Here is a 7,855-nt window from a genome sequence, read left to right as displayed (position 1 = left end):
GAAGCGTTATCGCAAATGCGCCCCACTTCTGCTTCCATTGCTGGTGTCAAATGACCATCTTGAAGTGCTTGTTCTACTATTTTTTCAATACTCATAAAACCTCCTGGGTAGTGCGGAAAGATAAAAGTATGTGTTTCTGGATAGAAACCTAAAATTTCAGATAGCCAAGTTTAATTAAGGATGCTATCAATCACCCAGAATACAATAACAGAATTAATACAGATATGGATAAAAAAGGGGACTAAGCCCCTAACTACTTTGTTACTGAATTAATTGTTTCTACCAGATTGTACTATTTACATATACGTCTTGTGTAAATTCTCGAAGAAACAAAGTGATAATTTAATCAATTTTCCGAGATTTCCAAGGTAATGGATCAACCGATAGTCCGTTTACATATAAGCCCCAATGTAAATGGGGACCTGTAGATGCACCAGTTGAACCGACTGCACCAATTAGTTGGCCGGCGTTGACAAAATCACCTTCTTTGACATTGATCCGACTCAAGTGCATGAAAATACTGACTACGCCTTGTCCGTGATCAATCCCCACAACATTACCATGCACACGGAAGCCTTGGGATACTGTCCCCACTAAAGCTACTCGTCCAGAGGCTGGGGTAATTACCCGTGAACCTGCCGCACCTGCGTAATCCAGTCCACGATGGTAGTAGTCATTGGCAAATTTACCATTGTAGTAGCGACGGACACCATATCTAGTAGACATCCGGCCACCATTAGGAGTGAGAAAAGCACCATTCCAATATTTTTCTGGTGTCTGTAGGGTTTTAAATTCTGCTACTCGCTTGAGTTCATACTCTGTAGCTCTAACTCCGGCTTTCCCTGGTGGTAAGTTAATGCGTTGGACGGGAAATTTGCGATCGCGCACGTACACAGCCAGGTTTCGTTGTTGCGATCCTGCTTCCGCGACAGTAACTTTTCTGACTCCAGGCTTTTCTAAAGGAGTTGTGGGAATCAAAGAACGGTATTGACGAGGTGCAACTTCAAAGACTGGATATGTTTCTTCCCCAACTTTCACCGTAGGATTACTAGTTTTTTCTTGGTTATCTGACTCAATTATTACCGAAATAGTATCTCCCAGTTGAGGATTTTTAGGTATGATCTGCACCTCTAAAGCCTCTGCTGGTAAGCCTAAAGCAATGGGAACAGCGGCAATTATTCCTATGAACATTTTAGCACTGTTGATCATCCCAACAGACGGCCATTGATGTAGCGGATTAATAGCGTTAGTTATGGTCATCATAAGCTTTTAAAGAAATCTTTTGCTGCTGTTAATCAACAGACCAGTTTATGGCAAGAAGTGTTTCCTGTCAGCATGGAAGTCTATCTCACCCAAACCAGATTAACCAGAAGGGTAGTGCTAAAAATAATCCCACGAAAGTCAAAGCAATGCTACTTGATAACAAGTTCCGATCTAAATCATAAACTTCCGCTAAAATCAGTACCGAAAGCCCGGTGGGTGTGCCTGACATTAGTACCAATACTAAACGCTGTTCCCCAATTATACCAAAGTAAGTTGCAGCTAATCCTACCAGTAAAGGTACAATCACAACTTTAAGAACACTGGCAATTAAAGCAATATCCAAATTTTTATATTCTTTTATTGTTCCTAGTCGCAAACCAACCAGCAATAAAGCTAAGGCAATTACTACCCAAACAGCTTGTTCTAAACCCGACTCAATCACCGCAGGTAATTCCACAAACTGAGTATTTAAGCCAATGAAAAATGTCCACAAACTGGGAACAGTGGCTATATCTCGTAATTGTATCCACCAATGATTTTCGGTTTCTCTCTTGCCAAAATAACTGGCAATTAAGACGGCAATTCCATAAGTACCAAAAACGTTATTTGTAACGCTGAATAATACTGCCCAATCAGTATTTTCCGGGCTGGTTAGCACTTGTGTCAGTGTCAATCCCACAAACCCTGTATTTCCTAAAATTGCTGCCAAAATAAAACTGCCTAAAGTCGCTTTTTGCGAAGAGTCTGATATGTCTAGACTTTCTGGTTCTGGCTTGGTTTTAGCACTCATGAACCATTGCCACAACCACCAAATTAATAATGCTAAAGTCAGACTCAATAGGACAATCCCTACTCCTATTCCCGGTATTAATCCACCAATAGAAGAATTAGTATGACGCGCTAATACTAGCAGTTGTAGTGGCACGCCCACCCAGTATAGTGACTGACCTAGTAATGTAGCTAAATTATCAGAGGTGAACCGAGAGAAGAATAATCCTAACCCTATCCAGATAAATAGAGGAGTGTAGGCTTGAAATAGGGTTTCAATCATGTTAAAAACTTTTGCAGGAGTTAATGTATAATAATTATAAGAATTAAAAGACGATTACCTACAATCCACGTTAAGATTGTACTTGTCTATAAACTTGTTAATCAGGGTAATTATGAAATTTTTGCTGAGAATTGCCGGTTTTGGGTTGCTGATTCTAGGAATCTACTTGGTGGGGCAAAATATCTTTTTTACCACCAACGTTTATCCTTACTGGTGGCGGGGAATTTCTGCTGATATTTCGGTGTTATCACTGACATTAGGTGTACTCATGCTGGTTTTCTTCCCCAGAAGTATGAAAAATCTGGGATTGATTGCTGTCTTTGTTGGTATTATTGCGGTATTTATTAGTAGTCGCGCTATTCTCAGTCCTACAAGTTTATGGCAATTTTTCCTATCATTAATTTGTATTGCTTCTGGCTATAAAATGTTCACAACTGGATATTTACCTTTTTAATTTTCTATATCTACAGGTGGACGTACACACAAATATATCAAAGCTCCAAATAAAGGAATTGTAAATAGCCAAAATAACGGATTATCTTTCCAACCCCGTCGCGTCATATCATCTCCTAACAATGTGGGAAATAATAAACTCAAGATGACACAATCTAAACTCATGACATGAATAAATCGGCTATTTTGCCATTGTTGGACGAAATTATCCCAGTCTCCTTGCAAACTGGATATGAATAAAATCGTCGCAGCTAAAGTTAATAAAATTCCCAAGATACGAGAATCTAGGATTTTGAGAAATAAATTTTTTTCACCAACAAATTTTTGATTAGATTCTCTTAAAGCCAAATATGGTAAAAGTGCAAATGCACCTAAAGCAAATGAAGCACTAGCAAAAGGCCAAGCGGGAATTTTTTGACCTCTCCCATCAAAAAAAACTACCGCACTATATACAAAAGGCCAGATTCCCATGATATTAAATAACGATATAATCAGGGGATTAATTCCTTGCCAATTTGCTGTAGACAAATTTTTGATTAATTCAAAAGTTTCAGGTTGTTGGGGAGGAGCAAATAAAAAGGCATAGGAAACAAATCCCAGCCATAATAGACCAAAAGTGATTTTTCTCATCATGAATTTAGCTAAATGCTTCTGAGAGGTAATCTGCTGCTGCTGCGACTACAGCGATCGCACTCTCATAGTTTAACCGAGTTGGACCCAAAACCCCCACACTTCCCACTGGCACAGAACCCCGACGATAAACAGCAGAAATCAAAGTACAAGTACGAATAGGTTCAAGAGGATTTTCTGTACCAATCCGTACAGTTACTTTAGACTTATTCTGATCATCCATTTCTGCTTCTTCACAAATTAAATGCCACAGTTGGTCTTGTTCCTCTTCCAACAATTGCATAATTGTCTGTACCTGCTGTACCTGAGAAAACTCTGGCTGTCGTAAAACCTCTCCTATTCCCCGCACCATGATTTGTGTCGTTGTCGGTGCAAGGGCGCGATGAGTCAATTCTACCAAAGAACTTTTCAAGAATTCTCCATAACTTTGAAACTCTTGATCCAATTCAGTCCAGTCAAGATAACCTAATTCTAATAAACTCTGTCCTCGTAGGTGACTATTCAAGAAGTTAGAAACAATCTGCAATTGATGATCAATTACCTCTGATTCAGGTTTACTGTCTGAATTCGGTGTAAATAAATCCATCACCTTAGAATGTGTCTCGTAACTATCCGTCACCACAATCAACATAATCCGTCCTGTTTCAATTTGGATTAATTGCAAATGTCTTAATTTTGCTGTTGTGGCTTGCGGCATAGTAATCAAGGTAATACAACCGCTTAATGTTGCTAAAATTTGAGCAGCACCTTGTAATAAAGCCTCTAAACTCCAATCTTCCCAATGCAGACGTTGTTGTAATGCTACTTCTACCTCTTTAGCTAAAGTCTCTGAAGGTGTAATTAGTTGATCAACATAAATACGATAACCCGAATCAGAAGGAACTCTCCCCGCAGAAGTATGTGGTTGATAAAGTAACCCGGATTTTTCCAAAGCCCCCATCACATTGCGAATAGTAGCAGAGCTAATACCTAAATCAAACCCATCAATTAGAGCTTTAGAACCTACAGGTTCGGCTGTCGCAATATAATGGCGTACAGTTGCCCAAAGTATATTTTGTTGGCGATTAGTCAGGTGGACTTGCATAAGTGATTTTTTTTACTGAAGGCAAATCTTAATCAAAAGCTGAAAAACCCTGTGGTTTTCACTACAAAATTCCAAAAAAGAATTAATTATTAATTAATGTAAGATAGCAAATTATATACTTATATTGTATTAACTAAACACAAAATTTACCTTCAGATGATATTTGCTGTATTCTTTATTACTCCTTGGCTGAAAACAAAAAAGCGGACTAATTTCTAGCTTTTTCCGTATTATCGCATAGTTTACCAATATAAGCTGTAATTCTAGCTACAAAATTTTATTCTCTATTCGTCAAGCTGCTGACTATTAATTAACAATTGATAATTGACAATTAATGATTATCTCTCCATATTTTCCTATATCTTTACTCTGGAAAAAAAGAGATTTTAACCCAAATTAACCAATTATCAATTGTCAATTATTCATTTTTCTCTAATATTGCGGCACTGAAGGGTCAACTAAGATAGAGTAAGCAGAAATACCTCCCGTAATATTTTTGACATCTGTAAATCCCTGAGTAACTAACCACTGACACATCTGAGCAGAGCGGATGCCATGATGACAGAGAACAAAAGTTTCTGCATGGGGATCAAAGCGAGTCGGAACTTGCTCACTCCATTGCTCATATTCACTCAAAGGCAGATTGACAAAACCATCTATTTGTGATATTGCAATTTCCTGGGGTTCACGCACATCTATTAACTGAATTTTTTCTTGATCACTAGCAAGACGTTTTGCTAGTTCTTCAACGCTAATTTGAGAAAAGGGTTGGCTAAATGATGTATCTGTCATGCAGTTTTTCTAAAAAATCCTATACTATTCATGTTGGCAGAAAAGATGGAAAATAATATAAATATAAATAATGTGAACAGTCAACACTCAGAAGAAAAAAGGATTAGAGTTGGTTTCCTTGTAGCTGGTGTCATCACGCTGCTACTGATTGGACTGGCTGGAGTTTATTGGTTTTCGGGAAAAAGTCCAACTAGTCTTATGGTTCGGAACTCTCAACCTGGTGCAGCTATATTTGTCTCCAAGTCGTCTCCAGCAATGGTGTCACTGTTGGTAAATCCCGATGCTTTACAGTCGCTAGTACCGAAAGGAGAATTTTCTCAACTGAAAACAAGTCTATTGGCAAAAAGTAATATAGATTATCAAGATGATCTTAAACCTTGGTTGAGTAATGAAATTACTTTAGCTGTAACTACCAGAGATATAGACCGTGATCCAGAAAATGGGCTACAAACAGGGTATTTAATGGCACTAGCAACCAATAACTCACAAGAAAGTCGTGAGTTTATGGAGTTGTTATTTTCTCAACGGGCTTTATCTGGGACTAGTTTAAGCATTGAAAGATACAAAGGTGTCAAGGTTATTGATGATTACCAAGAAGATTTACCAGCAGAAAAAATCCAAAATAGTTTAGCTGGTGCAGTTGTTAATAATTTTGTTTTATTTGCTAATCATCCCAAGGTAATCAAAGAAGCAATTAATAACTTACAAGCACCGGATCTAAATTTGCTGAGTTCTCTAGAATATCAAAAAGCTACTCAACAAATTCCCAAAAGTTCTGTAGCTGTGGCTTTCCTAAATTTACCTGAAGTTGGGAAGTGGCAAGGTTTAGAATTGGCAGAATCAACTTATCATAGCCAAATTCTATCTTTAGTATTAGATCCCCAAGGTTTGTTGGCTGAAAGTACATTTTTAACAACTGCGGACGTTGTACCTCCATCTTTACCGCTATCTAAACCTGTGGGGGCATTACAGTATATTCCAGAATCAACAGCTTTGGCGATCGCTGGCACAAATTTGAGTAATTTAGGTAATAGTGATTTAGCTAAACTTTGGAAACAAGGAACAGCAACTATTTATGGTGCTAGTGAAGATGCTGTTTCTCGATTAATCCAACCTGTGGTCAAGATCCAGGAAAATTTGGGTTTAAACTTGAGTCAGGATATTTTCAGTTGGGTATTGGGAGAATATGCGATCGCTTTATTACCTAATTCAGAAACTGTTATTCCTGATTGGGTATTTGTGGTAGAAAAAACGCCGCAGTTAGCAGCAGGTATAGCCAGTTTAGATCAGATTGCCAGTACCAATGGTTTTAATGTTAGTTCTTTGAATTTAGATGGAATTCAGGTTTCAGCTTGGACAGAATTAACAGCAACTGCTGAAAATGATACATCTATTAATGTGGAAACAAAAGTTAGGGGAGTACATACAACATTAGATAATTATGAGGTTTTCACTGCTAATTTAAAAACCCTAACCGCGGTTTTAAATCAAAAGGAAAAATCCTTACTAGAAAATCCCCAATTTCATACAGGTATGGCTGTAATTCCCCAACCAAATCAAGGGTATATTTATCTCGATTGGGAAAAGAGTCAAGATATTCTCAAAAGTCAATTACCTTGGCTGAAATTTGTGGAAATTTTTGGTAAACCAGTTTTTGATAATTTGCGATCGCTGACAATCAGCAGTTATAGCAGTGAACCAGGAACACTTAAAGGGGGCGTATTCTGGCAATTTAATTAATCATTTTTGTCAGTAGTGGCGAAGTATTCGGACGATAAATTATCGGTTTTTTCCAAAGTAGGGGCGAAGCATTCGGGCGATAAATTATCGGTTTTTTCCCAGTAGGGGCGAAGCATTCGGGCGACAAATTCTCGGGTTTTTCCCAAGTTTCTTTTCCGAATGCTTCGCCCTTACATTGAATGCTTCGCCCTTACGACTCCTGACTTCTGCTGTATCAAAGTTTAAATTTTTAATTTGCCAACACTTCTTTAACTAAAGCTGCTAATTTATCGGCACTGTCGGGGACGGCGATCGCTTTTGCCCTCTCTCCCATTTTCGCTAATTCTATTGGAGACTGCAACAAATTCAAAACCTCAGTTTGCAATATTTCCGTTGTCAACTCCGACTGTTTAAATGTCAAAGCTGCACCAGCCTTAGTAAACACATCTGCATTGTAAGATTGATGATCTTCGGCTGCAAAGGGATAGGGAATCAAAATAGCTGGAGTCCCACACACCGCCAATTCTGTTAAACTGCCAGCACCAGAACGACTGATAGCTAAATTAGCCCGTTTTAATAACGCTGCCATATTGTCGTAAAAAGGTAAGGCGATATATTGAGGATGTTGAAGACTGTTGATATCTGGATCGTTATCACCCGTTAAATGGACTATGTATGCACCTGCTTGAAACCAAGCCGCCGCTGACTGACGTACTAACTGATTTATCGCTACAGCCCCTTGACTACCACCGAAAACTAAAATTAGGGGAACATGATCAGGAATAGGCAAGTCTAGGGGGCTATCAATTGAGTTATCTAGGAATTGCGATCGCACGGGAGTACCGACACAGACGATTTTAGTC

8 protein-coding genes are annotated in these 7,855 nt (G+C 38.5%); 2 read left to right on the top strand and 6 right to left on the bottom strand.

Annotation, left to right across the window (positions count from 1 at the left end; all coding sequences use genetic code 11):
• Positions 1–342: 342 nt before the first annotated feature.
• Both FJR38_RS29175 and FJR38_RS15420 read right to left on the bottom strand, forming a co-directional pair.
• A complete protein-coding gene (locus FJR38_RS29175; RefSeq protein ID WP_254445305.1) occupies positions 343–1,209 on the bottom strand; it encodes a M23 family metallopeptidase in 867 nt (288 codons plus the stop codon).
• 139 nt (positions 1,210–1,348) lie between these two features.
• On the bottom strand, positions 1,349–2,314 hold the full coding sequence (locus FJR38_RS15420) for an AEC family transporter (RefSeq protein ID WP_168537998.1): 966 nt from the start codon (positions 2,312–2,314) through the stop codon (positions 1,349–1,351).
• 112 nt (positions 2,315–2,426) lie between these two features.
• Between FJR38_RS15420 and FJR38_RS15415 the strand changes: the two genes are divergently transcribed.
• Positions 2,427–2,768 (top strand): hypothetical protein, encoded by a 342-nt coding sequence (locus FJR38_RS15415; protein ID WP_168496502.1) that lies wholly within the window; start codon positions 2,427–2,429, stop codon positions 2,766–2,768.
• Here the strand turns inward: FJR38_RS15415 and FJR38_RS15410 are convergent.
• From FJR38_RS15410 to FJR38_RS15400, 3 genes are all read right to left on the bottom strand, one after another.
• Complete coding sequence (locus FJR38_RS15410) at positions 2,765–3,400, bottom strand: DUF2834 domain-containing protein (RefSeq protein WP_168496500.1); 636 nt, start codon at positions 3,398–3,400, stop codon at positions 2,765–2,767. The genes FJR38_RS15415 and FJR38_RS15410 overlap by 4 nt on opposite strands.
• Before the next feature lie 4 nt (positions 3,401–3,404).
• Positions 3,405–4,481, bottom strand: a complete 1,077-nt coding sequence (gene hrcA, locus FJR38_RS15405; protein ID WP_168537996.1) for a heat-inducible transcriptional repressor HrcA — start codon at positions 4,479–4,481, stop codon at positions 3,405–3,407.
• Between the two features lie 432 nt (positions 4,482–4,913).
• Entirely contained in the window at positions 4,914–5,273 is a 360-nt protein-coding gene (locus FJR38_RS15400; RefSeq protein ID WP_168496496.1) for a rhodanese-like domain-containing protein, read from the bottom strand.
• Between the two features lie 30 nt (positions 5,274–5,303).
• Between FJR38_RS15400 and FJR38_RS15395 the strand changes: the two genes are divergently transcribed.
• Positions 5,304–7,013, top strand: a complete 1,710-nt coding sequence (locus FJR38_RS15395) for a DUF3352 domain-containing protein (RefSeq protein WP_168537994.1) — start codon at positions 5,304–5,306, stop codon at positions 7,011–7,013.
• A gap of 229 nt (positions 7,014–7,242) precedes the next feature.
• On the opposite strand, the gene FJR38_RS15390 is transcribed toward FJR38_RS15395, so the two are convergent.
• Positions 7,243–7,855 (bottom strand): glycosyltransferase (locus FJR38_RS15390; protein WP_168537992.1); only part of this gene is annotated, 613 nt, incomplete at its 5' end.

This window comes from Anabaena sp. UHCC 0253 (assembly GCF_009712085.1).
Taxonomy (GTDB): domain Bacteria; phylum Cyanobacteriota; class Cyanobacteriia; order Cyanobacteriales; family Nostocaceae; genus Dolichospermum.
This window is presented reverse-complemented; position numbering and strand designations above follow the sequence as displayed.